General features: G+C 61.3%; 22 protein-coding genes. 7 read left to right on the top strand and 15 right to left on the bottom strand.

Going from position 1 to position 22,013, the window contains the following annotated elements:
* The 5 genes from ribD to pgpA all read left to right on the top strand — a co-directional run bounded on the left by ribD (nt 1) and on the right by pgpA (nt 3,640).
* Nucleotides 1-1,104, top strand: coding sequence for a bifunctional diaminohydroxyphosphoribosylaminopyrimidine deaminase/5-amino-6-(5-phosphoribosylamino)uracil reductase RibD (gene ribD / locus L2I46_RS04115; RefSeq protein ID WP_032453582.1), 1,104 nt, complete (start codon nt 1-3; stop codon nt 1,102-1,104).
* 87 nt (nt 1,105-1,191) lie between these two features.
* Nucleotides 1,192-1,662, top strand: a complete 471-nt coding sequence (gene ribH / locus L2I46_RS04110) for a 6,7-dimethyl-8-ribityllumazine synthase (RefSeq protein WP_001021161.1) — start codon at nt 1,192-1,194, stop codon at nt 1,660-1,662.
* 19 nt (nt 1,663-1,681) lie between these two features.
* Nucleotides 1,682-2,101 carry a transcription antitermination factor NusB gene (gene nusB, locus L2I46_RS04105; protein ID WP_002891356.1) on the top strand — a complete coding sequence of 140 codons (420 nt, stop codon included), beginning with the start codon at nt 1,682-1,684 and terminating at the stop codon, nt 2,099-2,101.
* 71 nt (nt 2,102-2,172) lie between these two features.
* Nucleotides 2,173-3,144 (top strand): thiamine-phosphate kinase, encoded by a 972-nt coding sequence (gene thiL / locus L2I46_RS04100; protein WP_109546608.1) that lies wholly within the window; start codon nt 2,173-2,175, stop codon nt 3,142-3,144.
* Entirely contained in the window at nt 3,137-3,640 is a 504-nt protein-coding gene (gene pgpA, locus L2I46_RS04095; protein WP_004177266.1) for a phosphatidylglycerophosphatase A, read from the top strand. Before thiL ends, pgpA begins: the two co-directional genes overlap by 8 nt.
* 45 nt (nt 3,641-3,685) lie before the next feature.
* Here pgpA and L2I46_RS04090 read toward each other — a convergent pair whose 3' ends face one another.
* Genes L2I46_RS04090 through xseB form a run of 4 tightly spaced genes read right to left on the bottom strand, consistent with a single transcriptional unit; the run spans nt 3,686 to nt 7,744 of the window.
* Nucleotides 3,686-4,660 carry an aldo/keto reductase gene (locus L2I46_RS04090; RefSeq protein ID WP_023288598.1) on the bottom strand — a complete coding sequence of 325 codons (975 nt, stop codon included), beginning with the start codon at nt 4,658-4,660 and terminating at the stop codon, nt 3,686-3,688.
* 60 nt (nt 4,661-4,720) lie between these two features.
* Complete coding sequence (gene dxs / locus L2I46_RS04085; protein ID WP_023288599.1) at nt 4,721-6,583, bottom strand: 1-deoxy-D-xylulose-5-phosphate synthase; 1,863 nt, start codon at nt 6,581-6,583, stop codon at nt 4,721-4,723.
* An 18-nt stretch (nt 6,584-6,601) separates the two neighbouring features.
* Nucleotides 6,602-7,501: a (2E,6E)-farnesyl diphosphate synthase gene (ispA, locus tag L2I46_RS04080; RefSeq protein WP_004204826.1), complete on the bottom strand. Its 900-nt coding sequence runs from the start codon at nt 7,499-7,501 to the stop codon at nt 6,602-6,604.
* Nucleotides 7,502-7,744, bottom strand: coding sequence for an exodeoxyribonuclease VII small subunit (gene xseB / locus L2I46_RS04075; protein WP_004204824.1), 243 nt, complete (start codon nt 7,742-7,744; stop codon nt 7,502-7,504).
* A 181-nt stretch (nt 7,745-7,925) separates the two neighbouring features.
* Here xseB and thiI point away from each other — a divergent pair, with 181 nt between their 5' ends.
* Entirely contained in the window at nt 7,926-9,374 is a 1,449-nt protein-coding gene (gene thiI, locus L2I46_RS04070; RefSeq protein WP_004151340.1) for a tRNA uracil 4-sulfurtransferase ThiI, read from the top strand.
* A gap of 66 nt (nt 9,375-9,440) precedes the next feature.
* On the opposite strand, the gene L2I46_RS04065 is transcribed toward thiI, so the two are convergent.
* From L2I46_RS04065 to panE, 3 genes are read right to left on the bottom strand one after another with little or no spacing between them, the layout of a single operon-like run.
* The gene (locus L2I46_RS04065; RefSeq protein WP_236947563.1) at nt 9,441-9,917 is read right to left on the bottom strand and encodes an SRPBCC family protein; all 477 of its coding nucleotides are present in this window, start codon (nt 9,915-9,917) and stop codon (nt 9,441-9,443) included.
* A 51-nt stretch (nt 9,918-9,968) separates the two neighbouring features.
* The gene (gene yajL / locus L2I46_RS04060) at nt 9,969-10,562 is read right to left on the bottom strand and encodes a protein deglycase YajL (protein ID WP_236947562.1); all 594 of its coding nucleotides are present in this window, start codon (nt 10,560-10,562) and stop codon (nt 9,969-9,971) included.
* Nucleotides 10,525-11,436 (bottom strand): 2-dehydropantoate 2-reductase, encoded by a 912-nt coding sequence (panE, locus tag L2I46_RS04055; RefSeq protein WP_023288602.1) that lies wholly within the window; start codon nt 11,434-11,436, stop codon nt 10,525-10,527. The genes yajL and panE overlap by 38 nt, the downstream gene beginning before the upstream one ends.
* Before the next feature lie 218 nt (nt 11,437-11,654).
* On the opposite strand from panE, the gene L2I46_RS04050 reads away from it, so the two are divergent.
* On the top strand, nt 11,655-12,146 hold the full coding sequence (locus L2I46_RS04050; protein WP_002891465.1) for a YajQ family cyclic di-GMP-binding protein: 492 nt from the start codon (nt 11,655-11,657) through the stop codon (nt 12,144-12,146).
* A gap of 43 nt (nt 12,147-12,189) precedes the next feature.
* On the opposite strand, the gene L2I46_RS04045 is transcribed toward L2I46_RS04050, so the two are convergent.
* The 8 genes from L2I46_RS04045 to L2I46_RS04010 all read right to left on the bottom strand — a co-directional run bounded on the left by L2I46_RS04045 (nt 12,190) and on the right by L2I46_RS04010 (nt 22,005).
* Nucleotides 12,190-13,554, bottom strand: a complete 1,365-nt coding sequence (locus L2I46_RS04045) for an MFS transporter (RefSeq protein WP_023288603.1) — start codon at nt 13,552-13,554, stop codon at nt 12,190-12,192.
* 159 nt (nt 13,555-13,713) lie between these two features.
* Complete coding sequence (locus L2I46_RS04040) at nt 13,714-14,892, bottom strand: Gfo/Idh/MocA family protein (RefSeq protein ID WP_023288604.1); 1,179 nt, start codon at nt 14,890-14,892, stop codon at nt 13,714-13,716.
* A 333-nt stretch (nt 14,893-15,225) separates the two neighbouring features.
* Nucleotides 15,226-16,587, bottom strand: a complete 1,362-nt coding sequence (locus L2I46_RS04035) for an MFS transporter (protein WP_121936313.1) — start codon at nt 16,585-16,587, stop codon at nt 15,226-15,228.
* 10 nt (nt 16,588-16,597) lie between these two features.
* On the bottom strand, nt 16,598-17,416 hold the full coding sequence (locus L2I46_RS04030) for a sugar phosphate isomerase/epimerase family protein (protein ID WP_236947561.1): 819 nt from the start codon (nt 17,414-17,416) through the stop codon (nt 16,598-16,600).
* Nucleotides 17,417-17,474: 58 nt separating this feature from the next.
* On the bottom strand, nt 17,475-19,166 hold the full coding sequence (locus L2I46_RS04025) for an FAD-dependent oxidoreductase (protein ID WP_101862447.1): 1,692 nt from the start codon (nt 19,164-19,166) through the stop codon (nt 17,475-17,477).
* A gap of 10 nt (nt 19,167-19,176) precedes the next feature.
* Complete coding sequence (locus L2I46_RS04020; RefSeq protein ID WP_004204812.1) at nt 19,177-19,497, bottom strand: NIPSNAP family protein; 321 nt, start codon at nt 19,495-19,497, stop codon at nt 19,177-19,179.
* A gap of 13 nt (nt 19,498-19,510) precedes the next feature.
* On the bottom strand, nt 19,511-21,187 hold the full coding sequence (locus tag L2I46_RS04015; protein WP_236947560.1) for an FAD-dependent oxidoreductase: 1,677 nt from the start codon (nt 21,185-21,187) through the stop codon (nt 19,511-19,513).
* Nucleotides 21,184-22,005: a shikimate dehydrogenase family protein gene (locus tag L2I46_RS04010; RefSeq protein ID WP_044521259.1), complete on the bottom strand. Its 822-nt coding sequence runs from the start codon at nt 22,003-22,005 to the stop codon at nt 21,184-21,186. Before L2I46_RS04010 ends, L2I46_RS04015 begins: the two co-directional genes overlap by 4 nt.
* Between the last annotated feature and the right edge of the window lie 8 nt (nt 22,006-22,013).

The following is a 22,013-nucleotide window of genomic DNA, read 5'->3' as shown; positions in this document are numbered from 1 at the left end:
ATGCAGGACGAAATGTACATGGCGCGTGCGCTCAAGCTCGCCGCCCGCGGTCGCTTTACCACCCATCCTAACCCTAACGTTGGCTGCGTCATTGTCAAAGACGGCGAGATCGTCGGCGAAGGGTTCCACTATCGCGCCGGCGAGCCGCATGCCGAAGTGCACGCCTTGCGGATGGCCGGGGAAAAGGCGCGCGGCGCCACCGCCTACGTCACCCTCGAGCCCTGCAGCCACCACGGTCGTACGCCGCCGTGCTGCGACGCCCTGATTGCCGCCGGCGTCAGCCGCGTGGTCGCCGCGATGCAGGATCCGAACCCGCAGGTGGCGGGGCGCGGCCTGTACCGTCTGCAGCAGGCCGGTATTGACGTCAGCCACGGGCTGATGATGAACGAGGCGGAAGCGCTGAATAAGGGCTTCCTGAAGCGGATGCGCACCGGTTTTCCCTGGGTCCAGCTCAAGCTGGGCGCCTCGCTGGACGGCCGCACGGCGATGGCCAGCGGCGAAAGCCAGTGGATCACCTCCCCGCAGGCGCGACGCGACGTGCAGCGTTTGCGCGCCCAGAGCCATGCTATCCTGACCAGCAGCGCCACCGTGCTGGCGGACGATCCGGCGCTGACCGTGCGCTGGCAGGAGCTGAGCGCCGATACCCAGGCGCTGTATCCCGAAGCGAATTTGCGCCAGCCGCTGCGCGTCGTTATCGACAGCCAGAACCGCGTCACGCCCGAGCATCGTATTGTGCAGCAGGCGGGGGAAACGCTGTTTGCCCGCCTGAGCGCCGATGAGCGCCAGTGGCCGGACAGCGTGCGCACGCTGCTGGTTCCGGAACATAACGGCCATCTCGATCTGGTGCTGCTGATGATGCTGCTCGGCAAACAGCAGATCAACAGCGTCTGGGTGGAGGCGGGGGCCACGCTTGCCGGGGCGCTGCTGCAGGCGGGCCTGGTCGACGAGCTTATCGTCTATATTGCGCCTAAACTGTTAGGCAATGCGGCGCGTGGATTATGCGCGCTGCCGGGGCTTGAAGAACTGAGTCAGGCGCCCCATTTCAAATTCAATGAGATACGTCAGGTTGGCCCGGATGTCTGCCTGCATTTAACCACTGCGTGAGGCTTTCCTGATTATTAGGAAGCAGCGCTCAGAATAATATGATAAAATCCGCCCCCCTTGCGGGGCACATGAACCCGAAGGAAGAGTATGAACATTATTGAAGCTAACGTTGCTACCCCGGACGCTCGCGTCGCCATCACCATTGCGCGTTTCAACAACTTTATCAATGACAGCCTGCTGGAAGGTGCGATTGACGCCCTGAAACGCATTGGTCAGGTAAAAGATGAAAACATCACCGTTGTTTGGGTTCCAGGCGCGTACGAGCTGCCGCTGGCGGCTGGCGCACTGGCGAAAACCGGTAAATATGACGCGGTGATTGCGCTGGGTACGGTGATTCGCGGCGGTACCGCCCACTTTGAATATGTGGCTGGCGGTGCCAGCAATGGCCTGGCGCACGTCGCTCAGGACAGCGAAATCCCGGTAGCCTTTGGTGTTCTGACCACTGAAAGTATTGAACAAGCCATCGAGCGCGCTGGCACCAAAGCCGGTAACAAAGGCGCAGAAGCTGCGCTGACCGCGCTGGAAATGATTAACGTATTGAAAGCCATCAAGGCCTGATTTTTGTAAGGGGAATTCCGTGAAACCTGCTGCTCGTCGCCGCGCCCGTGAGTGTGCCGTTCAGGCGCTCTACTCCTGGCAGTTGTCCCACAACGACATCGCTGATGTCGAATACCAGTTCCTGGCGGAACAGGACGTAAAAGATGTTGATGTTCTGTATTTCCGCGAACTGCTGTCCGGAGTGGCGACTAACAGCGCGTACCTCGACGGCCTGATGAAGCCCTACCTGTCCCGTCAGCTGGAAGAGCTGGGTCAGGTGGAAAAAGCGGTGCTGCGTATCGCGCTGTTTGAGCTATCCAAACGTGATGACGTACCGTATAAAGTGGCCATCAATGAAGCTATCGAACTGGCGAAAACCTTCGGCGCTGAAGATAGCCACAAGTTCGTCAACGGCGTGCTGGACAAAGCGGCTCCGGTAATTCGTCCCCACAAGAAGTAAACTGCAGGCCGGGTTTTGCGAGGGTCGCCTCGCAACCCGGCCTTATTTATTATTTTGCTGAGGCATAACGTATGGCATGTGGCGAATTCTCCCTGATTGCCCGTTATTTTGATCGCGTTAAAAGCGCTCGTCTTGATGTCGAAACCGGTATCGGCGACGACTGCGCTCTCCTGAATATTCCCGAGAAAAAAACGCTGGCAATCAGCACCGACACTCTGGTGGCGGGCAATCACTTCTTACCCGATATCGACCCGGCCGACCTCGCCTATAAAGCGCTGGCGGTAAACCTGAGCGACCTCGCGGCGATGGGCGCGGAGCCGGCGTGGCTCACCCTGGCGCTGACCTTGCCGGAGGTGGATGAAGCCTGGCTGGAAGCCTTCAGCGACAGCCTGTTTGTCCAGCTTGACTACTACGATATGCAGCTGATTGGCGGCGACACCACCCGCGGCCCGCTCGCCATGACCCTGGGTATCCACGGCTTTGTGCCGCCAGGGCGCGCCATGAAACGTTCAGGCGCGAAGCCGGGAGACTGGATCTATGTCACCGGCACTCCAGGGGACAGCGCCGCCGGCCTGGCGCTGTTGCAGAACCGTCTGACGGTGGATGCGCCGACGGATGCCGATTACCTGCTGGCCCGTCACCTGCGTCCGATGCCCCGCGTGCTGCAGGGCCAGGCGCTGCGCGACCTGGCGACGTCGGCCATCGATCTCTCCGACGGCCTGATCTCCGATCTGGGTCATATTCTCAAAGCCAGCGACTGCGGCGCGCGCATCGATCTTGATGCCATGCCGTACTCTGACGCCATGCTGCGCCAGGTTGAGCCCGAGCAGGCGCTGCGCTGGGCGCTCGCAGGTGGAGAAGATTACGAACTGTGCTTTACCGTACCGGAACTGAACCGCGGGGCGTTGGACGTGGCCCTTGGCCATCTAGGCGCGCGTTTTACCTGTATCGGACAGATTGCGCCGGAGAGCGAAGGTTTGCAGTTTATCCGTGACGGTAAGCCGGTCATGCTTGATTTAAAGGGATACGATCACTTTGCGTAGTCGAGACGAGGCGCTTAGCCGCCTGAGTATGCGTAATCCGTGGCATCTGCTGGCGACCGGCTTTGGCAGCGGCTTAAGCCCGGTGGTGCCGGGGACGATGGGCTCGCTGGCGGCGATCCCGTTCTGGTATCTGATGACTTTTCTCCCCTGGCAGCTCTACTCGCTGGTGGTGATGATGAGCATCTGTATCGGAGTCTATCTGTGCCATCGCACGGCCAAAGATATGGGCACCCATGACCACGGCAGCATCGTCTGGGACGAGTTCGTCGGGATGTGGATCACCCTGATGGCGCTGCCGACCCTGGACTGGCAGTGGGTGGCCGCCGGCTTCGTCATTTTCCGTATTTTCGATATGTGGAAACCGTGGCCGATTCGCTGGTTTGACCGCAATATTCACGGTGGAATGGGGATCATGGTGGACGATATCGTCGCCGGGGTGATCTCCGCCGGCGTGCTGTATGTTATTGGCCATCACTGGCCGATCGGTCTGCTTTGACCGCTGCTCCCCGGCAGCGCCATGCTGTCGGGGAAATCACGCCCGTCACTTAAATCCTACCACCGGATGCGGCTGATAGGGCGCCTCCAGTTTGTCGATCTGTTCCGAAGATAGCGTCAAATCCACCGCCTGCAGCAGGTCATCGAGCTGCTCCTGGCGCGACGGACCGATAATCGGCGCGGCGACGCCGGGCTTGCTTAACAGCCAGGCGAGGGCGACCTGCGCGCGACTGGCGTCGAGCTCTTCCGCCACGTCCGCGAGATTCCCGGCGATCTGCGCGTCGTTCTCTTCGCTGGTGCTGTAAAGCGATTTGCCGAACTCATCCGAGACCAGCCGGGCGGTGGTCTCACCCCATGGGCGGGTCAGTCTGCCGCGCGCCAGCGGGCTCCACGGGATCACCGCCACGCCGTTACGCTGGCACAGGGGCAGCATCTCATTCTCTTCTTCCCGGTAAATCAGGTTGTAGTGATCCTGCATGGTGACGAAGCGCGCCCAGCCGTTCTGCTGCTGAAGCGCCAGCGCCTGGGCAAACTGCCGGGCATGCATGGACGAGGCGCCGATATAGCGCGCTTTGCCGGCTTTCACCACCTCGTCCAGCGCTTCGAGCGTCTCTTCAATCGGGGTGCTGTAGTCCCAGCGGTGGATCTGCAGCAGGTCGACATAGTCCATCCCGAGACGGCGCAGGCTGTCGTCGATGGAGCGCAGGATCTGCGCCCGGGAAAGCCCTTCCGCCAGATCGCCGACCTGGTGATAGACCTTGGTGGCGACAATCACCTCATCGCGGCGGGCAAAGTCGCGCAGGGCTCGGCCGACGATCTCTTCGCTGCTGCCGTCGGAGTAGCTGTTGGCGGTATCGAAGAAGTTGATGCCGCCTTCAATGGCGTGCTGAATGAGCGGGCGACTGCTCTCTTCCGGAAGCGTCCAGGCGTGCCTGCCGCGGTCCGGCTCGCCGAAGGTCATGCAGCCGAGGCAGAGTCGGGAAACACGTAAGGCAGTATCGCCGAGGGGGATATAGTGCATAGTGCGCTCCTGCTATTCATCAAGGGTATCCCTTAAGCATAGCAGGAGCGGGAGGGGCGATTATGCCAGCCAGTCGAGGATTTTGGCTTCAATGCCGGCGGCATCAAGGCCGAGGTCGGCGCGGATCTCTTCCTGAGTGCCCTGCGGAATAAAGACATCCGGCAGGCCAATATTGAGTACCGGTACCGCCCGGCGATGGGCCATCAGCACTTCATTCACGCCGCTGCCGGCGCCGCCCATAATGGCGTTCTCTTCCAGCGTCACCAGAACGTCGTGCTCGCCTGCCAGCTGCAGGATCAGCGCGGTATCCAGCGGCTTCACAAAGCGCATATCCACCAGGGTGGCGTTGAGTTTGTCCGCCACCGCCGCGGCTTCCGGCAGCAGGGTGCCGAAGTTAAGGATCGCGACCTTCTCGCCCTGGCGCTTCACGACCCCTTTGCCGATCGGCAGCGATGCCAGCGGCTCCAGCGTCGCGCCGGTGCCGCTGCCGCGCGGATAGCGCACCGCGCAGGGTCCGTCGCTGTAGTGGTAGCCGGTGTGCAGCATCTGGCGGCATTCATTTTCATCGCTCGGCGTCATCACCACCATATCCGGAATACAGCGCAGGAAGGAGAGATCGAACGCCCCCTGATGCGTCTGGCCGTCTGCGCCGACAATCCCGGCGCGGTCGATGGCAAACAGCACCGGCAGCTTCTGAATAGCCACATCGTGGATCACCTGATCGTAGGCTCGTTGCAGGAACGTGGAGTAGATGGCGACGACGGGCTTGTAGTCGCCAATCGCCAGTCCGGCGGCGAAGGTGACCGCATGCTGCTCGGCGATGGCGACGTCAAAGTACTGATCGGGGAATTTCTTCGAAAATTCCACCATCCCTGAACCTTCGCGCATCGCCGGGGTGATGGCCATCAGTTTGCTGTCTTTGGCCGCCGTTTCGCACAGCCAGTCGCCGAAGATTTTCGAGTAGGAGGGGAGACCGCCGCTGCTTTTGGGCAGCACGCCGCTGGTATGGTCGAACTTCGGCACCGCGTGGAACGTGATCGGGTCTTTCTCGGCGGGCTCATAGCCGCGGCCTTTTTTGGTCATAATATGCAGGAACTGCGGGCCCTTCAGGTCGCGCATGTTCTTCAGCGTGCTGACCAGGCCGAGCACATCGTGGCCATCCACCGGGCCGATATAGTTAAAGCCCAGCTCTTCAAACAGCGTCCCTGGCACCACCATGCCTTTGATATGCTCTTCGGTCCGCTTAAGCAGCTCTTTAATCGGCGGTACGCCGGAGAAGACCTTTTTGCCGCCTTCGCGCAGGGTGGAGTAGAGCTTACCGGAGAGCAGCTGCGCCAGATGATTGTTCAGCGCGCCGACGTTCTCAGAGATCGACATTTCATTGTCATTCAGCACCACCAGCAGATCGGGTTTGATATCTCCGGCGTGGTTCATCGCCTCAAACGCCATGCCGGCGGTGATCGCCCCGTCGCCAATCACGCACACCGCGCGCCGCTGCTTATCCTCTTTCGCGGCGGCGATAGCCACCCCGATGCCAGCGGAAATGGAGGTGGAGGAGTGACCGACGCTCAGTACGTCGTACTCGCTCTCACCGCGCCACGGGAAGGGGTGCAGGCCGCCTTTCTGGCGAATGGTGCCGATTTTGTCGCGGCGGCCGGTCAGAATTTTATGCGGGTAGGCCTGGTGGCCGACGTCCCAGATCAGGCGATCGAAGGGCGTGTTATAGACGTAGTGCAGCGCCACGGTCAGTTCCACGGTGCCGAGGCCAGAGGCAAAGTGACCGCTGGAGCGGCTGACGCTGTCCAGCAGGTAGCGCCGCAGCTCATCACACAGCTTCGGCAGGCTCTCTTTTGGCAACAGGCGCAACTCCTGGGTGGAATCTACCAGCGCCAGGGTCGGGTATTTGGCAATATCAAAACTCATCAGAGACTCATTTATTGTTTATTTATCGCGCTGAATAATGTAATTCGCGAGCGCTTCCAGTGCCGAAGTATCCAGAGATTGTGCGGCCAGTTCATCTAACGACCGGCGGGCATCAGCGATCAGGTCATGCGCTTTCTTCCGGGCTTGCTCAAGGCCCAGGAGGGCGGGATAGGTGCTTTTACCCAATTGCTGGTCGGCACCCTGACGTTTGCCAAGGGTCGCAGTATCCCCTACCACGTCGAGAATGTCATCCTGGACCTGGAAGGCCAGGCCGATATTTTCCGCATAGCGATCCAGCGCGGGAAGGGCGGCGCGCCCACGTTCGCCGGCGCTCAGCGCCCCCATGCGGACGGCGGCGCGGATCAGCGCGCCCGTTTTGTGGCGGTGGATACGCTCCAGCGCCTGCAGATTCACCTGCTGTCCTTCCGCCTGCAGATCCAGCGCCTGGCCGCCGCACATGCCCGCCACGCCGCTGGCCTGCGCCAGTTCGGAAACCATCGCCAGACGATCCCGGTCAGGGACGTCCGTCATCGGCGCATCACTGAGTATAGAAAACGCCAGCGTTTGCAGGGCATCTCCCGCAAGAATTGCGTTGGCTTCGCCAAATTTAATATGGCAGGTCGGCAGTCCGCGACGCAGATCGTCATCATCCATCGCCGGCAAATCATCATGCATCAGGGAATAAGCATGAATGCATTCGACCGCGGCGGCAGGGGCGTCCAGCGTGGTGCGGCTCACGCCGAACATCTCGCCGGTAGCGTAGACAAGGAAGGGACGCAGGCGTTTACCGCCTAAGAGTGCGCCATAATGCATCGCTTCCACCAGCGGAGTGTTCTGAAAGGGCTGCGGCGCGATAAAACGGCGCAGCGCCTCGTTAGCCTGTTCCACACAGGCCTGCAATTGTTGCGGGAAATCCATTTATTCAGCGTCCGGCGTAAAAGGCGTGGTCGGGGAATCTTCACTATCCGCCAGCAGGATCTGCACGCGCTGTTCGGCCTGCTGTAGCTGGCTTTGCCCCTGGCGGGCCAGCTGGACCCCGCGCTCAAATTCGCTGAGCGCTTCTTCTAACGGCAAATCGCCGCTTTCCAGACGGTTAACGATCTGCTCCAGTTCGCCCAGCGCAGTTTCAAAGCTGGCCGGGGCCTCATTTTTCTTTGGCATAGTGAATGTAGACTCTTGTTATGTCGCGACGGCAATACCGGGTATGGTAACGAAGTCACGCGTGTAAGCAAATAACGCGCAATGGTGATATACTCCGCGCCCAGGATGCAGGCACCGGTGTGCGCTGCTTTACAACTTTTGCTTAAAGCCCCGTCGGGCTTGCCAACGAACTATTGTCGCCATGAAGTTTATCATTAAATTGTTCCCGGAAATCACCATCAAAAGCCAATCTGTGCGGTTGCGCTTCATTAAAATCTTAACCGGGAACATTCGTAACGTTCTCAAAAACTATGACGAGACGCTGGCCGTCGTTCGTCATTGGGATCATATCGAAGTTCGCGCGAAAGATGAAAATCAGCGCCCGGCTATTCGCGATGCGCTGACCCGTATTCCCGGCATCCACCATATTCTGGAAGTCGAAGACGTACCGTTCACCTCGCTGCACGATATTTTTGAGCAGACGCTACCGCTGTGGCGCGAGGCGCTGGAAGGCAAAACCTTCTGCGTGCGGGTGAAGCGTCGCGGCAAACATGAATTCACCTCAATTGAGGTGGAGCGCTACGTCGGCGGCGGCCTGAATCAGCATATTGAAACGGCGCGCGTGAAGCTGACCGACCCGGACGTCACCGTCAATCTTGAGATTGAAAACGATCGCCTGCTGCTGGTGAAAGGCCGCTATGAAGGTATCGGCGGCTTCCCGATCGGCACGCAGGAAGATGTGCTGTCGCTGATTTCCGGCGGCTTTGACTCCGGCGTCTCCAGCTACATGCTGATGCGCCGCGGCTGCCGTGTGCACTACTGCTTCTTTAACCTTGGCGGCGCCGCCCATGAGATTGGCGTCCGCCAGGTCGCGCATTATCTGTGGAACCGCTTCGGCAGCTCGCACCGCGTTCGCTTTGTGGCGATTAACTTTGAGCCGGTGGTCGGCGAAATCCTCGAAAAAGTGGATGACGGTCAGATGGGCGTGGTGCTCAAGCGCATGATGGTCCGCGCCGCGTCAAAGGTCGCGGAACGCTACGGCGTGCAGGCGCTGGTCACCGGCGAAGCGCTGGGCCAGGTCTCCAGTCAGACTCTCACCAACCTGCGCCTGATCGACAACGTCTCCGATACCCTGATCCTGCGTCCGCTGATTTCGCACGATAAAGAGCACATCATCGACCTGGCCCGCGAGATCGGCACGGAAGATTTCGCCCGCACCATGCCGGAGTACTGCGGCGTGATCTCCAAAAGCCCGACCGTGAAGGCGGTGAAGGCGAAGATTGAAGCGGAAGAAGAACACTTCGATTTCAGCATCCTCGATAAAGTGGTGGAAGAGGCGAGCAATATCGATATTCGCGAAATCGCCCAGCAGACGGAAGAGACGGTGGTGGAAGTGGAAACCGTGACCGGCTTTGGCGCCAACGATGCGATCCTCGACATTCGCTCCATCGACGAGCAGGAAGACAAGCCGCTGAAGGTCGAGGGGGTTGAGGTCGTTTCCCTGCCGTTCTACAAGCTGAGCACCAAATTTGGCGATCTCGATCAGAGCAAAACCTGGCTGCTGTGGTGCGAACGCGGGGTGATGAGCCGTCTGCAGGCGCTTTATCTGCGCGAGCAGGGTTTCAGCAACGTAAAAGTTTATCGCCCGTAACAGGTTGTTATGATGCAAAAGGCCTTCCCTGATGGAAGGCCTTTTTACTATTGGCAGGGGCGTGTATTAGCGCAGGGTCAGCGCCAGGTCATTCAGCTGATCGATGACAATATTCCAGCCCTCGAAAAATCCCATCTGCTCATGCTGCTCGCGGGTTTCATCGTCGGCATGCAGCACCGTGGCCGTATAGCGACACCCGCCCTGTTCATCGGCAAAGGTGATGATAGCCGTCATCGCGAAGGGGGAAACGGCGGGACGATAATCCGCCGTCAGCATCGAGGTCATGACGATTTTTTGTTGCGGGATAACCTCAAGAAAACAGCCGGGGTTATCGCTGCGTTCACCGTCAGGGCCGTGCATCACGGTGTGAAAGGCCCCGCCGGCGCGAAAATCAAAGGCCAGCACCTCGGTTTGCCAGGGCTTCGGGCACCACAAGGTTTTGAGTAATGCCGGGTCGGCCCACGCGCGCCACAGGGCAGGGACGGGCGCGCTGAGCAGGCGGCTGATAACAAGATCGCGAGAATCGGTTGCGCTACGGGACATGCTACGACTCCTCAGGAAAAGGGGGAGCCAGTCCGCGGCGCGGACCGGCTATCAGGCTTCGTAGTAATTATAGATGCCGGCGGCCATCACCAGCTGCGAGGCGACCTCATACGCTTTCTCGCGCCCCACCAGCAGATCGATCATTTTCAGGGCGAAATCAATCGATGTTCCCGGCGCCTGGCTGGTTAACAGATTCACCCGTGGATCCCAGACCACCCGTTTATCCTGCCACTGATCGGCGGGGATATGATCCTTCAGCGCCGGAAAACCGGTCATGTTGCCGATCGGGAACAGCTGATGGGGCACCAGCACGGTCGCCGGGGCGGCACAGATGGCGGCCACAATGCGCCCGGAGAGATGGAACTGTCGGACGGTTTCCACCAGCAACGGGCTGTCGCGGAAGCACTCTGCGCCCTTGATACCGCCCGGGAGGACGATGATATCGAAATCGCCATCGGCCACCTCGACCAGCGGGGCATCCGCCAGCAGTTTGACGCCGCGCGAGCAGACGATGGACAGGTTGCCGTCGCTGGCGACGCTGGCGGTGGTCACTTTGACTCCGCCGCGAACCAGCAGGTCGATGGTGGTGACCGCTTCGGTCTCTTCGCTACCAGGGGCGAGGCAAATCAGTGCCGACGCGCTCATATTCATTCTCCTTACGCTTGACCAGTTCAAATAAGCGGGCGTTTTCCGGTACGGCAACGCCGTGGGCGCGGGCGCGGTTGAGCAGAAAACCGGTGATATAGTCGATCTCCGTGTGCCGCTGGGCGCGAACGTCCTGCAGCATGGATGAGATATTTTCTGCCGTACTTTCAATCACCTGTTCGACATAAAATAGCAGGTTTTCCGCCGAGGTATGAATACCTTCGCGCTCCATCACTGCCGCCACCTCGCGACAAATGGCCGCAACTTCCTGCGGATAGTCGCGCAGATCGCCGTTTTTACACCCTTTCAGCGCGGTCAGGGGGTTAATCACGCAGTTAACCGCCAGCTTGCGCCAGGTGGCCGAAAAGATATTGTTGTGCCAGGCGACATCCGGCAGCACGCTCTGCAGCACTTCAGCGAGGTAGCTGTAGTCCTCTTCGTAGCTTTTCGCCGGCCCGATGTGCGTGGTGCCCTGGGCGACGTGGATGATGACATTCCCGTCGCGGCGCGCCGCCTGGGTGGTGGAGGCCAGCAGCAACGGCTGTTTCACGCTGCGCAGCTCCTCGACGGTTCCCATGCCGTTATGCACCAGCACAATCGGCGTGGTGACCGGCAGGATCGCGGCCAGGTGCTTCACCGCGTTTGAAACCTGCCAGGCTTTTAAGGTGACAATCAGCAGCTCGCTGCTGGCAAGAAAATCGGGGTCGTTGGCCGTCAGCGACTCGTTGAACACCGAGCCGTCGGTTTCAATGACGTTGACGCTACAGAATGGCTGCGGTACGCGTAGCCAGCCCTGGACTTCATGTCCCTGTTTGCACAACGCGGTCAGCCATAGTTGTCCCAGTGCACCGCATCCCAGTACGGTTACTTTCATTGTTCCTCCTCATCTGCCGCTACCCCAGGCGCTGATGGCTAAAGTATATCTCGTCGCTTTTCGCATCGTCGGACGGAAAGGGGGTTTCGGCGTCGTCGGGCAGCATGGGGAAAATAGCGCGAGCGTTGCGTAATCAGCTAAGCTTCCGGGATAACAAGTTGAGTTATGCCGCGTTGCAGGTATTATGCAACGCAAAAGAAACGGAAGGAGAGGAAAAGATGCCATCTTTCGATATTGTCTCTGAAGTTGATCTTCAGGAAGCCCGTAACGCGGTGGACAACGCGAGCCGCGAAGTCGAGTCGCGTTTTGATTTTCGTGGCGTTGAAGCCACGTTTGAATTAAACGACGCCAACAAGACCATTAAAGTGCTGAGCGAGTCTGACTTCCAGGTGAATCAGCTGCTGGATATCCTGCGCGCCAAGCTGCTCAAGCGCGGCATTGAAGGCACCTCCCTCGACGTGCCGGAAGATATCGTACACAGCGGTAAAACCTGGTTTGTTGAAGCGAAGCTGAAACAGGGCATTGAAAGCGCGGTGCAGAAGAAGATCGTTAAACTGATCAAAGACAGCAAGCTGAAAGTGCAGGCCCAGATTCAGGGCGAAGAGATCCGCGTGACCGGTAAGTCCCGCGACGATCTGCAGTCGGTGATGGCGCTGGTGCGCGGTGGCGATCTGGGACAACCGTTCCAGTTCAAAAACTTCCGCGACTAAGGCGGTAGACTGACAGCAAAAAGCGGGGAATTCCCCGCTTTTTTTATACCCCTTTGATGAGCTGCTCTATCTCGAAGCGGTTGGTGACCTTGCTGTCGATTTTGATATACACCGAACGCTCCTCGGGCACCACCAGCGCCTGATGAACCCCGCTGGCGCTGAGCAGACGCGCCTGCAGCGCGCTGTCGACCACCACGCCGTCCGGTACCTCCACCCGCAGACTGCTGACGTAGGGCGGCTCGCTCATGGTGCTGGCCACCAGCAGCCACAGCATCGCCAGCAGCGCGCCCAGCAGAAACACGGTCTGTGAATCAAAGAAACCATCGACCCAGCCGCCAAGGGCGCCGCCAATCGCCACCCCGAGGAACTGGCTGGTGGAGTAGACGCCCATCGCGGTGCCTTTATAGCCCGCCGGCGACTCTTTGCTAATCAATGACGGCAGTAGCGCTTCCAGCAGGTTAAACGCCAGGAAGAAGAGCTGAACGCCCGCTACCAGTTCCCAGAAGTAGCCTCCGGCGCCCCAGAGGACAATTTCCGCAATCAGCAGGATGGCCACGCAGAGCAAAAAGACGCGCTTCATCTTGCGCTTCACTTCGGCGTAGATAATAAACGGCACCACCGAGATGAAGGAGATAACCATGGTGACCAGGTAAATCTTCCAGTGCTCGGCGGCCGGGAAGCCGGCGGCCTCCAGCTGTCCGGGCAGCGCGACAAACGTGGACATCAGCATGATGTGCAGGCACATGATGCCAAAGTTGAGCTTCAGCAGGCGCGGCTCCGCCAGCACCTTGCTAAAGCAGCCCTTCACCATCCCGGATTCGCGGTTAAGCACATGATTCTGGCTGTTGGGAACCACCCACAGGGTGAGCAGGATGCCGACGGTCGCCAGGATGGCGATCATCCAGAACAGGGCGTGCAGGCCCAGCTGATGGGTAATAATCGGCCCCAGCACCATGGCGATAGCGAAAGTGACGCCGAAGCTGACGCCAATAAACGCCATCGCTTTGGTGCGGTTCTGTTCGCGGGTGAGATCGGAGAGCAGGGCCATGACCGCGGCGGCGATGGCGCCGGAACCCTGCAGGGCGCGGCCAAGAATGATGCCCCAAATGGAGTCGGTGAGCGCGGCGATGACGCTGCCGAGCACGAAGATAAGCAGGCCGCCGACGATCAACGGCTTACGGCCAATACGGTCAGATAACAGTCCGAAGGGGATCTGGAACACCGCCTGCGCCAGACCGTAGATGCCGATCGCCAGGCCAATCAGCGCTTCACTGGCGCCCTGCAATGCCATGCCATACGTGGTCAGAACCGGCAGGACCATAAACATGCCAAGCATGCGCAGGGAGAATACCGTCCCCAAACCCCAGGTCGCGCGCAGTTCCCCTGGCGTCATTTTGTTATCGTTCATTACCACCTCAATATAAAAACTGCGCCTAGTGTAGCGGCGGGGGGTAAGAAGCGTAAATAAATGTTTGTTTAACAGATATTACGGGGCTGTTGCGCGATGCGACAAGTTGGTAAAAATCAATAAACCAGTGGAGGGGGACTCCACTGGCGAGGGGGAAAATTAAGGTAAAGTAAAGTCAACCCACTGGCTGCCGGCATCAGCCGATTTGACGCACTGCTCGACCCAGTAGACGCCGTGCAGCCCGGCTTCGACGTCCGGATACCAGAAGTCTTGCAGGAAGGCGCGATCGTCACGGTCCGTGGCGTCAATCGCCTGCGCATAGCGGCGATAGAGATTGGCCCAGGCTTCAAACAGCCCTTCCGGGTGGCCGCCGCCGATGCGATCGTCCGCCAGCGCGTTTGCGCTCAGGTAGGGCATCCCGCGTTCCAGAATGCGCGCCGGCTCGCCCTGCACCTCATAGCTGAGCTGGTTAGGATGCTCATCCCACCATTCGATACTCGCCTTTTCGCCGACGATGCGCACTTTTTGCGAGTGCATGGCGCCGCTGTTCACCGCGCTGGTCCACATCGAACCAACCGCGCCGTTGTCATACTCCATCAGGACAAAGGCGTTATCTTCCAGCGGCGCGCGGGAGGGGACAAAGCTCTGGCGGGAGCACATCAGCCGTTTGATATTGAGCTGCGGCGCCATGGTTTCGGCGACAAACAGGGGATGGGTGGCCAGATCCCCCAGCACATAGCTGGGCCCGGCGAACTTCGGCGTTACGCGCCAGCGGGTGGATTCTGCCTGCAGCTCGACGGCCTGGTTATGAAAGCCGTGGGCGAACTGCATATTGACGATGCGGATCTCGCCGAGCAGCCCATCGGCAATCATCTGCCGCGCCTGCTGGATCATCTGATAGCCGGCGTAGCCGTAGGTGACGCCGACGATTTTGTTCTGTTTTTTGCTCAGGTCCACCAGCTCGCGCGCCTCTTCGGCGGTAAAGCAGAGGGGCTTTTCACAGATGACGTGGAGGCCCGCTTCCAGCGCCGCTTTGGTGATAGCGAAATGGGTATTGTTCGGGGTGGTGACCGAGACGACCTCGATCCCGTCAGGACGGCGGGCTTCTTCACGAAACAGGGTCTGGTAGTCGGCGTAGCAGCGCTCCGGCGCGATGCCCAGCTGTTCACCAAACGCGCGCCCGCGCTCGGCATCAACGTCAAGCGCGCCGGCCAGCAGGGTGTAAACATTGTCACGCAGCGCCGCACAGCGGTGGCTGTAGCCGATCTGGCTGGTTCCCCCGCCGCCGACCATGCCCCAACGCAGGGAACGGGATAAGGGTTTCAGACCGTTTAACATGGTGCTCTCCTTTTTGAAATCATTCGCACTCTGAGGCGCTCAATGCCGACGCCTGCGGCAACGCGCATCCGGATAAACTGACCTAAACTTAAGGAAATGTTTGTTCTGTTTCAATTGTTGTGTGGAATTTATTTTTCATATATGCGAAGGGGATCGAATAAGCAGAAGTTTATTTTGTGCTGGCTTGAAAAGAGGAGAGGGGAAACAACGGCAATGGGTGCAGGCCGGACGGTTGCGCAGCGCTTTTCGTTACACGGCAAGATGAAATAAATGTTCTTTTTAGCCGCAGCGCGCGGTGCAATCCGCAGATTGCACCGGAGGAAGGATACCGCATTACGCTCCGCGCACAGACGCGGGGGCTGGCGAAGCGGCGGGAGGATTACCTGCGGCGAAGATGCCCTTCGCCGCCAGGCCTGCGACGGTGAGGGCAGCCGGGATGCCGAGGATCAAAAAGACGCTTTCGAAGGGCAGGTTGAGCGCCATCATCTCAGCGCCGGCAAAGGCGCTGAGGATCGCGCCGATCCGCCCGACGCCGTGCATCCAGCTGGAGCCGGTCGCCCGCGCCTGCGTGGGGTAGTAACGGGCGGAGAGGGCGTTCATGCCCGTATTGGCGCCGTTCAGGCAGGCGCCGCTGATAAACGCCAGCATACAGAGCAAGGCAAAGCTGCCCGCGGCGTAGCCCATCGCCATGGTAAACAGGCCGCCGACGGCGTAGATCATTCCCAGCGCGCGATGGGGATTGATGCGGTCCATCAGCCAGCCGGCAAACAGCGAGCCGAGTGTGCCTCCCGCCTGGTAGATCGCCGTCATCACGGCCGCCTGGCTGACGGTAAGCCCGACCTCCTTAACCAGCGTTGGCAGCCAGCTGCCGAGAATATAGACCAGGAACAGCCCCATAAAATAGACCAGCCATAGCATCAACGAGCCAAAGCAGTACTGGCGGGAGAGCACAATGCGCATCGCGTTGCCGGCCGCCGGCTGCGCTGGCAGGATAAACGTCACGTTGTCGCTGATTTGTCCGGGATAAAGACGATTAAGGATGGCGCGAATGCGCGCCGCTGGCGCTTGTTTGATCACCAGAAAACGAACTGATTCCGGCAGCCGCCAGATAAGCAGGGGGGCAAACAGCAGCGGCAGAATGCCGCCGAGCGCCATCAGCGAGTGCCAGCCAAACTGCGGGATCAGCCATGAGGCGGTGAATCCTCCGGCCGCCGCGCCGAAGGTGAAGCCGCAGAAGATGACGGTAATAATAAATGAGCGCTGGCGTTCCGGAGCGTATTCCGACACCAGCGTCCCGATGTTCGGCATCGCGGCGCCCAGTCCAAGGCCGGTCATAAAGCGGAAGAACATCATCTGCTCAATGTTGTGCGAGAAGGCGGTGGCGATGGTCCAGAAGCCGAAGAAGAAGACGCTGTTGATGATGATCTTTTTGCGTCCCAGCCAGTCGGCGAGCGGGCCAGAGAAAATAGCGCCCAGCGCGAGGCCGATCAGGGCGGCGCTGATCACCAGGCCCAGCTGGTGGTTGCTTACCCCCCACTCCAGCTTCAGCGTCGGGGCGATAAAGCCCATGATCGCGATATCAAACCCATCGAGAGCGATAACGCAAAAGCCGAGAAAAATAATCTGCTTTTGAAAGCGGCTCAGCGGGTTACGGTTAATAAACTCTCTGACATCCAGGCGTTGAGTCTGTGTCATAGCGGATTCCTTATGCGCAGGAGCGCAGGTAGGGCTGCGCGGCAGTGAACAGTAATTGCGCCCGCTGGAGGGGCGGCAGGGCGCCCTGCTCGCCGTCGAGCGGCACCTCGAGGGAGACCGGCAGCATCGCCGGCAGAGCCGACATCAGACCGTGCAGATCCAAACCGCCTTCCCCCGGCACGTTGCGCGCTGAGCGGGCCTGGCGGATGAGCTCCTGCTCGCTTTCCGGCCGCTGCGCCGCGCCATCGCAGAGCTGCATATAGTTCAGATGATGCGCGGACAGGCTGGAGAGGGCGGCGAGCGATTCTCCCGCGCGCCAGAAATGAAGGGCGTCCACCAGGATGCCAATATCCTCCCGCCCGCTGGCGGCGATCAGCGCCTGCGCATCGGCGATCGTGCGCAGCTGGGTCCAGGGCATTGGCTCAAGGTTCATGGTCAGGCCAAACGGGCGGCCGGCCGCGGCGAGAGTGGCCAGGTTGTCGGCGCTGCGCTGCAGGTTGTCGTCATTCCCGGCGACTAACACCTGCCCGGCGCCAAGCCGCGCGGCGGTCTCCATAAAGCGCTGCAGCCGATCGTCGAGGGTAAACCCCGGGCTCAGGCGGACGATCTCCACGTCCGAGACGCGGATGCCGGTTTCCATCAGCGCGGCCAGGGTCGCGCGGACGGCGGGGGTATCGCCCAGCATATCGTAGTCCGGGTCGGCGGGGGTGGCGGGCAGCAGCCGCAGACCCACGTGGGTAAAACCGGTTCTGGCCGCTATCCGCACCTGTTCGGGGGGAGAGACATCGAGCAGGCTCAGCGCGGCGAGCGATAGGGTACGCATGTTCATAAATGGCTCCGGTTCAGTTGCAGGTGAAGTTAGCCAGGGTTATTGCCGTCCCTGGTTGTTATTGCTCTGTTTTTATTGTGTTTTCAGCCAGTTTTTTGCCCACCAGGTAGCCGAAGGTCATCGCCGGCCCGAGGGTGATCCCTCCGCTGGGGTAATAGCCGCGCATCACGCTCGACATGTCGTTGCCGATGGCGAACAGGCCCGGTATCGGCTGCTGCTGCCCGTCCAGCACCCGAGCGTGTTCGTCGGTTTGCAATCCGCTGAAGGTGCCCAGCGAGCCGGGCAGAATGCGCACCGCGTAGAACGGCCCTTCGCGCAGCGGTCCGAGCGTCACCTGATGGTCACCCTGCGCGCGGTTATAGGCCGATGCGCCGCGGTGAAAATCGACGTCTTCACCGGTGCTGGCGAAGTGATTAAAGCGTTCAACGGTTTCCGCCAGCGCATCGGTATCGATGGCGCAAAGTTTCGCCAGCTCGGCCAGGGTGTTTCCTCGCAGCAGATAGCCGGTACGCAGCCAGGCGGTAGGGGTGAACGGAAAGGGCCTGGCGTGGCCCAGGCCATAGCGGCGCAGCGCGCGCCGATCGGCCAGCAGCCAGGCCTGCGGCGTGTCGCCCACGGGCGTCGCCGCCAGCAGGGCGGCGATAAAGTCGTGATAGGAGTCGGCCTCGTTAACAAAGCGTTGGCCGTTAGGCAGGACGGCGATCACCCCGGGCTTGGCTCGCTCCACCAGATGGGGAAACATCAGCTGCTGGCCGCTGGCGAGGGTGACGCGGGACACCGGCGCCCAGGCCAGCGGGTGGCGCAGGCGGGTATCGAACTGGCCGCCGACGGATTCGCCAAGGCGGATCCCCTCGCCCTGATTGTCAGGCGGCGCGGCGGAGAAATGGCCGTAGCCCTCCGCGGCGTGAGGCACCACCTGCGCCAGGCGCTGCCGATCGTGGGGAAAACCGCCGCAGGCCAGCACCACGGCACCCGCTTCGACGTGCATCTCCCCGTCATCGCTGCGCAGCACCGCGCCGGACACGCCCTGCGGCCCCTGCAGCAGCCGAACCGCAGGCGCATTGAGTTGAAAGCGCACTCCGGCGTCGAGGGCGGATCGCAGCAGACGGGCGACCAGCGCATTGCCATTGACCAGATGCTGCCCCCGTCCGGCGCGCAGCCGCTGCCAGCCGTGGCGCAGCAGGCGGCGGGCGGCATACAGCGCGGAGCGCGGCGAGCGGGTGGCGTTAAAAAAATGCGCCATGTCCGCGCCGCCGGCGATGCCCATCCCGGCCAGGCTGATGGTCTCCAGCGGCGGGCGCAGTCGGTGGAGCCAGTCGCCGAGCAGGCGGCCATCGTAGGGCTGAGCGGTCACCGACCGCCCACCGTTCGCCGCGCCCGGCGACGCGTGAAAGTCCGGCATGGCGCTGCCCGACAGAAACTTCACCGCCGTCCGCTGATGAAAAAAATCCACCATTTCCGGCCCGTGACGGAGGAAAGTCTGCAGCCGTTCGTCGGCGGCTTCGCCCCCCATCTCATGCTGCAGATAGGTCAGCGGAGCATCGGCCGCTTCGTCGATGCCCTCCGCCCGCGCCAGCGGGTTGCGGGGGATCCACAGCCAGCCGCCGGACCAGGCGCTGGTTCCGCCGAGCACTGACGCCTTCTCCGCCACCATGACGCTGGCGCCGTGCATTGCCGCGGTGACCGCGGCAGAGAGTCCCGCCGCGCCGGAGCCGACCACCAGCATATCCACCTTCACAGGCCCGCTCATGATGGACTCCTTACTGCAATGGTGAAAAAGCAGTGGGGCGCATCAGCACCGACTCGAGGCGCTCCACGGCGGCCAGTTCGCGATTTTTCCGCGAGAAGGTCTGCCAGCGCTCGTCCTGGGCCATCCGCGCGCGGCGTACCAGGCGATCGTCCAGGCTTTCGTAAGCCCAGATGTGCACTACCTGATTGACCACGCCGATCTCGGTAAAAAAGAAGCCGATCAGTTTGCCGAGATGGTCAGTTTGCACCGCCAGGGCATCGCTCTGGTACAGCGCCAGCCAGTCGGCCATTTTCAGCGGATTGATGGTGTAGGTGCGTTTTTCATAGATCATGATGTTTTCCTGATTAGTGGGTGGCGGGTTGCGCCAGATGGCAGGCGGCGAGGTAGCCAAACGTCAGCCCCGGGCCAAGGGTGATGCCGGGACCCGGGTAGGTGCCGGCCATCAGCGAATCCATGTCGTTTCCCACCGCGTACAGCCCCGCGATAGGCTTTCCTTCGGCGTTGACGACCTGGGCATCGGCGGTGGTGACCAGACCCCGGGAAGTCCCCAGATCGCCGGTATAGAGTTTGATGGCATAGAACGGCGCGCTGAGCAGGGGAGCGTTGCAGGCGTCAGGGTGATGGCCCGGATCGCCCATCGCCCGGTTATAGCTGTTGCCGCCTTTGGCAAACTCACGGTCCACGCCCTGCGCGGCGTCACGATTGTAGCGGGCGACCGTCTCGCTCAGGGTGTGGGCATCCAGCCCAAGCTGCTGCGCCAGCGCGGCCAGGGTGTCGGCTTTGTGCAGATAGCCGGCGGCGATCAGGGCGTCATTGTTCACCGGCGCCGGGCGCGCCAGCCCGAGGCCGTAACGCTTCATCGCCTGAGCGTCGCACAGTAAAAAGCAGGGGGCATTCTCCGCAGCATGCTGCATCGCGCTGGCAAAATGGTGATAGGAGCTGGACTCATTAACGAAGCGTACCGCCCGCTGATTGACGGCAATCACGCCCGGCTTGGCCCGGTCGGTCACCAGGTGGGGGAAGCGCTCCTCGCTGCCGTCGGCCCGGGTCAGCACCGATACCGGCGCCCAGAAAAAGTTGGATGCCCGATCGGCTCCCTCGCGAGCGTTAAGCGCCGCCGCGAGACGCAGCGCGGCGCCATCATTGGCCGGCGGCGACATGGTGAAGTGCTCTCGGGTGTCAGGCCGATAGCGCGCCGCCAGCGCGCCAGCGGCAAAACCGCCTGCGGCCAGCACCACCCCGCGCCGGGCGTGCAGCGTCTCTCTTTGCCCCTGACACTCAATCTCTACCCCGGTGACCGCGCCTTGCGCTTCGCACAGCGCCAGAACATTGACATTCAGCCGCAGGCTCATGCCTTTACGCAGCGCCGTGGTCGCCATGCGGGCAATCAGCGCATTACCCATCGCCAGGCGGGTGCCGCGAGGGTATGTCACCCGGTCGCGGGCGTAGCGCAGCAGCAGTCGGGTGCAATGGGCCAGGGAGCGCAGCGAGCGACGCATATCGAGAAAATGTTGAATGTCGACGCGGTTGACCATCATTCCGCCAAACAGCAGCATCCCCGGCGGCGGCGAGCGCAGGTCGCGAAACGCGTCACCCAGTTCACGGCCGTCATACTCCACCACCTCCAGCGCCCGACCGACGTCGACGGCGCCGGGCTCATCCGGATAGTAATCAGGTGAGAGTGGGCGCAGGCTATATTTCACCGCCCCCTCGCGCTCCAGAAAGGCGAGGGCCTCTCGCCCGGCGCTGACAAACGCCTCGGCGATATCTTCGCGGTAGTGGGCCTCGCCGATAATGGTTCGCAGATAGGTTTTGATCGCTTCGGCGCTACCGCTTTTGCCCTCGGCGCGCGCCTGGTCAGTATCATGCAGCCACACGGCGCCGCCAGAGATGGCCGAGGTGCCGCCGAACTGACCGGCTTTCTCCAGCATCAGCACCGACAGCCCTTTGCAGCTGGCGGTGACCGCGGCGGCAAAGCCAGCGGCGCCGCTGCCGATGACGATCACGTCCCAGCTCTTCATGCCGCCGCTCCCTGCGCCGGCGGGATGGCGCCGATAAACTGGCCCATCAGCGTCATCTGCGCCAGCGCCATTTCCGGCCCGGTCTGTACCCGGCAGCCGCGGGCGGCGGCGAAGGTGAGCAACGGCGTCATCACCGGGGCGGTGACAACGTCAGCCACGTGGGTGGCGCTGTCGAGGGTCTCCAGCAGCGCCTGCGGCAGGGGCAGCGCATCAAATCCGGCCATGCCGGCCGGCGAGCCGTTGACCAGCAGATCGACGCCGTGCAGGGTGTCCGGCAGCGCGCTCAGTCGCACCGCCGGAAAGGCTTCAGCCAGAAGATCGTGCAGGCGTTGCCGGGTGGCGGGGTTTTGATCGTGCAGAGCCAGCTGACGGAGCCCCGCCTCGCACAATCCCCAGGCGATGGCGCTGCCGACGCCGCCGCAACCGGAGAGCAACGCCTGCTTACCCGCCGGCTGAAAACCCTGTGCCTCGGCGGCGAGCAGAAAGCCGACGCCGTCCAGCATATCGCCCTGTAACCGGCCATCCGCCAGCTTGCGGATCACATTGATGGCGTTGAGTCGGCGGGCGCGCGGCGTAAGCTCGTCGACCAGCGCGGCGGCGCGTTGTTTATGCGGCACCGTCACCAGCACGCCGCTCATGTTCTGCCAGCCGCGCAGGGCGTTGAGGTAGGCGGCCACCGCGTCCGGGGCGATATCCACCGGGATCATGACGCTGTCCATGTGCTGTTCGGCAAAGTAGCGGTTGAAGTTATCCGGTGATTTCACCTGGGCAATCGGATGACCAATCACGGCGACAACCTGGGTAGTTCCACTGACCATTGCAAACC

Source organism: Klebsiella sp. 2019SCSN059, from assembly GCF_021739525.1.
GTDB classification, from domain to species: Bacteria; Pseudomonadota; Gammaproteobacteria; order Enterobacterales; family Enterobacteriaceae; genus Klebsiella; species Klebsiella quasipneumoniae.
The sequence above is the reverse complement of the archived record's forward strand: the minus strand, read 5'-3'. Positions and strand labels throughout refer to the sequence as shown.

Coding starts and splice junctions, on each gene's coding strand:
- ribD (WP_032453582.1), top strand. CDS start 1: ATGCAGGACGAAATGTACATGGCGCGTGCGCTCAAGCTCGCCGCCCGC.
- ribH (WP_001021161.1), top strand. CDS start 1,192: ATGAACATTATTGAAGCTAACGTTGCTACCCCGGACGCTCGCGTCGCC.
- thiL (WP_109546608.1), top strand. CDS start 2,173: ATGGCATGTGGCGAATTCTCCCTGATTGCCCGTTATTTTGATCGCGTT.
- L2I46_RS04090 (WP_023288598.1), bottom strand. CDS start 4,660: ATGCACTATATCCCCCTCGGCGATACTGCCTTACGTGTTTCCCGACTC.
- dxs (WP_023288599.1), bottom strand. CDS start 6,583: ATGAGTTTTGATATTGCCAAATACCCGACCCTGGCGCTGGTAGATTCC.
- ispA (WP_004204826.1), bottom strand. CDS start 7,501: ATGGATTTCCCGCAACAATTGCAGGCCTGTGTGGAACAGGCTAACGAG.
- xseB (WP_004204824.1), bottom strand. CDS start 7,744: ATGCCAAAGAAAAATGAGGCCCCGGCCAGCTTTGAAACTGCGCTGGGC.
- thiI (WP_004151340.1), top strand. CDS start 7,926: ATGAAGTTTATCATTAAATTGTTCCCGGAAATCACCATCAAAAGCCAA.
- L2I46_RS04065 (WP_236947563.1), bottom strand. CDS start 9,917: ATGTCCCGTAGCGCAACCGATTCTCGCGATCTTGTTATCAGCCGCCTG.
- yajL (WP_236947562.1), bottom strand. CDS start 10,562: ATGAGCGCGTCGGCACTGATTTGCCTCGCCCCTGGTAGCGAAGAGACC.
- panE (WP_023288602.1), bottom strand. CDS start 11,436: ATGAAAGTAACCGTACTGGGATGCGGTGCACTGGGACAACTATGGCTG.
- L2I46_RS04050 (WP_002891465.1), top strand. CDS start 11,655: ATGCCATCTTTCGATATTGTCTCTGAAGTTGATCTTCAGGAAGCCCGT.
- L2I46_RS04045 (WP_023288603.1), bottom strand. CDS start 13,554: ATGAACGATAACAAAATGACGCCAGGGGAACTGCGCGCGACCTGGGGT.
- L2I46_RS04040 (WP_023288604.1), bottom strand. CDS start 14,892: ATGTTAAACGGTCTGAAACCCTTATCCCGTTCCCTGCGTTGGGGCATG.
- L2I46_RS04035 (WP_121936313.1), bottom strand. CDS start 16,587: ATGACACAGACTCAACGCCTGGATGTCAGAGAGTTTATTAACCGTAAC.
- L2I46_RS04030 (WP_236947561.1), bottom strand. CDS start 17,416: ATGAACATGCGTACCCTATCGCTCGCCGCGCTGAGCCTGCTCGATGTC.
- L2I46_RS04025 (WP_101862447.1), bottom strand. CDS start 19,166: ATGAGCGGGCCTGTGAAGGTGGATATGCTGGTGGTCGGCTCCGGCGCG.
- L2I46_RS04020 (WP_004204812.1), bottom strand. CDS start 19,497: ATGATCTATGAAAAACGCACCTACACCATCAATCCGCTGAAAATGGCC.
- L2I46_RS04015 (WP_236947560.1), bottom strand. CDS start 21,187: ATGAAGAGCTGGGACGTGATCGTCATCGGCAGCGGCGCCGCTGGCTTT.
- L2I46_RS04010 (WP_044521259.1), bottom strand. CDS start 22,005: ATGGTCAGTGGAACTACCCAGGTTGTCGCCGTGATTGGTCATCCGATT.